The organism is Paraburkholderia humisilvae (genome assembly GCF_902859855.1).
GTDB lineage: Bacteria > Pseudomonadota > Gammaproteobacteria > Burkholderiales > Burkholderiaceae > Paraburkholderia > Paraburkholderia humisilvae.
Genome location: NZ_CADIKH010000320.1, coordinates 1 through 1,510, shown reverse-complemented (window position 1 = coordinate 1,510; position 1,510 = coordinate 1). Strand labels below are relative to the sequence as shown.

At 62.6% G+C, this 1,510-nt stretch carries 1 protein-coding gene and 1 pseudogene; both read right to left on the bottom strand.

All coding sequences use genetic code 11. The features are described from left to right. Nucleotides 1-111: 111 nt before the first annotated feature. Nucleotides 112-615, bottom strand: a pseudogene (locus tag HV796_RS42245) (ATP-binding protein); the annotation flags it as partial. Between the two features lie 2 nt (nt 616-617). Beyond that, nucleotides 618-1,510: transposase (locus HV796_RS42240; protein WP_175233545.1), on the bottom strand; the 893-nt coding region annotated here is incomplete at its 5' end.

The window sequence follows — 1,510 nt, the reverse complement described above, 5'->3', positions numbered from 1 at the left end:
GGTTGGCTGGCTGCGTAGACTCTGACCTGTTATGTGCAGTCAAGGCATGCTCAAACCAGGCGGGTTCGCCTTGCTGCACGATCTCTCCACATAACCGCGCGCTGCACATAAGTCAATGATGAGCAGCGGCACCTTGGCAAGCGCCTGGAAGCGCCGTTCGTAGGAGCCGACAGCCTGCGCGTTGCGCAATGCGCCGAGAAGCCGGGTCTGGGTCATGAACAGGACGTCGTGTCCCTGCCGGGCGGCCGCATGGCCCAGTGCCTGCGCGAGATGGGACTTGCCCGTTCCGCATGGACCGGCGATCAGCACGCTGACCTTCTCATCGATAAAGCGGCAGGTCGCCAGATCATGAACGACAGCACGATTGAGATTCGGCAGGCGGTCGAAGTCGAAACCTTCCAGTGTCTTCTGGCCACGGAAGTTCGCGCGGCGCATGCGGGCGTCGAGCTTGCGATGATCGCGCCGTGCGATCTCGTCCTGGATGAGCAACGTCAGGAAGTCGGTATAGGCGAGCTTACGGTCGATGGCTTCACGGTTGCGCGCTTCGAGCGTGTCGAGGATGCCGGACAGTCGCAATTGCTTGAGGGAAGACGTGAGTTCGGGAAGTGGGTTCATGTTCAATGGATCAGGAGGGTCTGGGTATCGCGGCAGAAGCGCCCGCCGCGGGTGTAGGTGGTCGCGCCCGATTCGACGGGCTCGGTCGACAGCCAGCTCTGGTCGAGGCCTTTCTGCAGGATCAGCTTGACGGCTTTGTAGCTTGGCGTGCCGAAGTGATTCGCGCGGCGGCAAGCCGCCTCCAGACGGGACGTGCCGAACTGCTGGGCGAAGCGCAGCACGCCCTGTACGGCGCGCAGCTTGATGAGGACCTGATCGCCGAAGAGCGCGTGAACCAGCGCGTGGCAGGACGGCCCGATACGCTTCGCTTCTCGCAGACACCATTGGGTGTCGTGCAGTTGCCACGCCTGTGCTGCTGGTGGCATGTGATCGGCCACCGTGCTACGCGTTCCCGGCGCCGTCTGCCGGACATGCGATGCCGACAGTTCGTGCTCGTAGTAGAGCTGCACCATGGTGGCGGTTGCCTTGAGCCATAGATCTTTGCCGGCTAGCCGGAACGGCACGGAATAGTAGGCGCGCTGGAACTGCACATGTGCGTCGCGATGGACCTTCACGCGCGCCCAGGTCGCCAGCTCGGGCGGCACATCGGGAAGCGGCAGCAACAGTGCCTGTTCGACGTCGTCGAAACGCTTGAACGGCACCTCGCGCGTCGTGCCGTGCGTGCGGGTGCTGGCCTGGTGCATCACCCAGGATTGTGCTTGCCGGTTGGCGTCGCCAAGATCACGGAATTCGCGCAGAGGAAGGAAGCTCGACTTCACGTATTTGACGCCCGATTCGACAATTCCCTTTTTAGCCGGGTCCCTCGGCGGACATGGATCGACCTTGAACGAATACCCTTCGGCGCATTGCGCGTAGGCCCGCTGGACTTCGGGTTCGTAGATGCAGGCCTTCACGA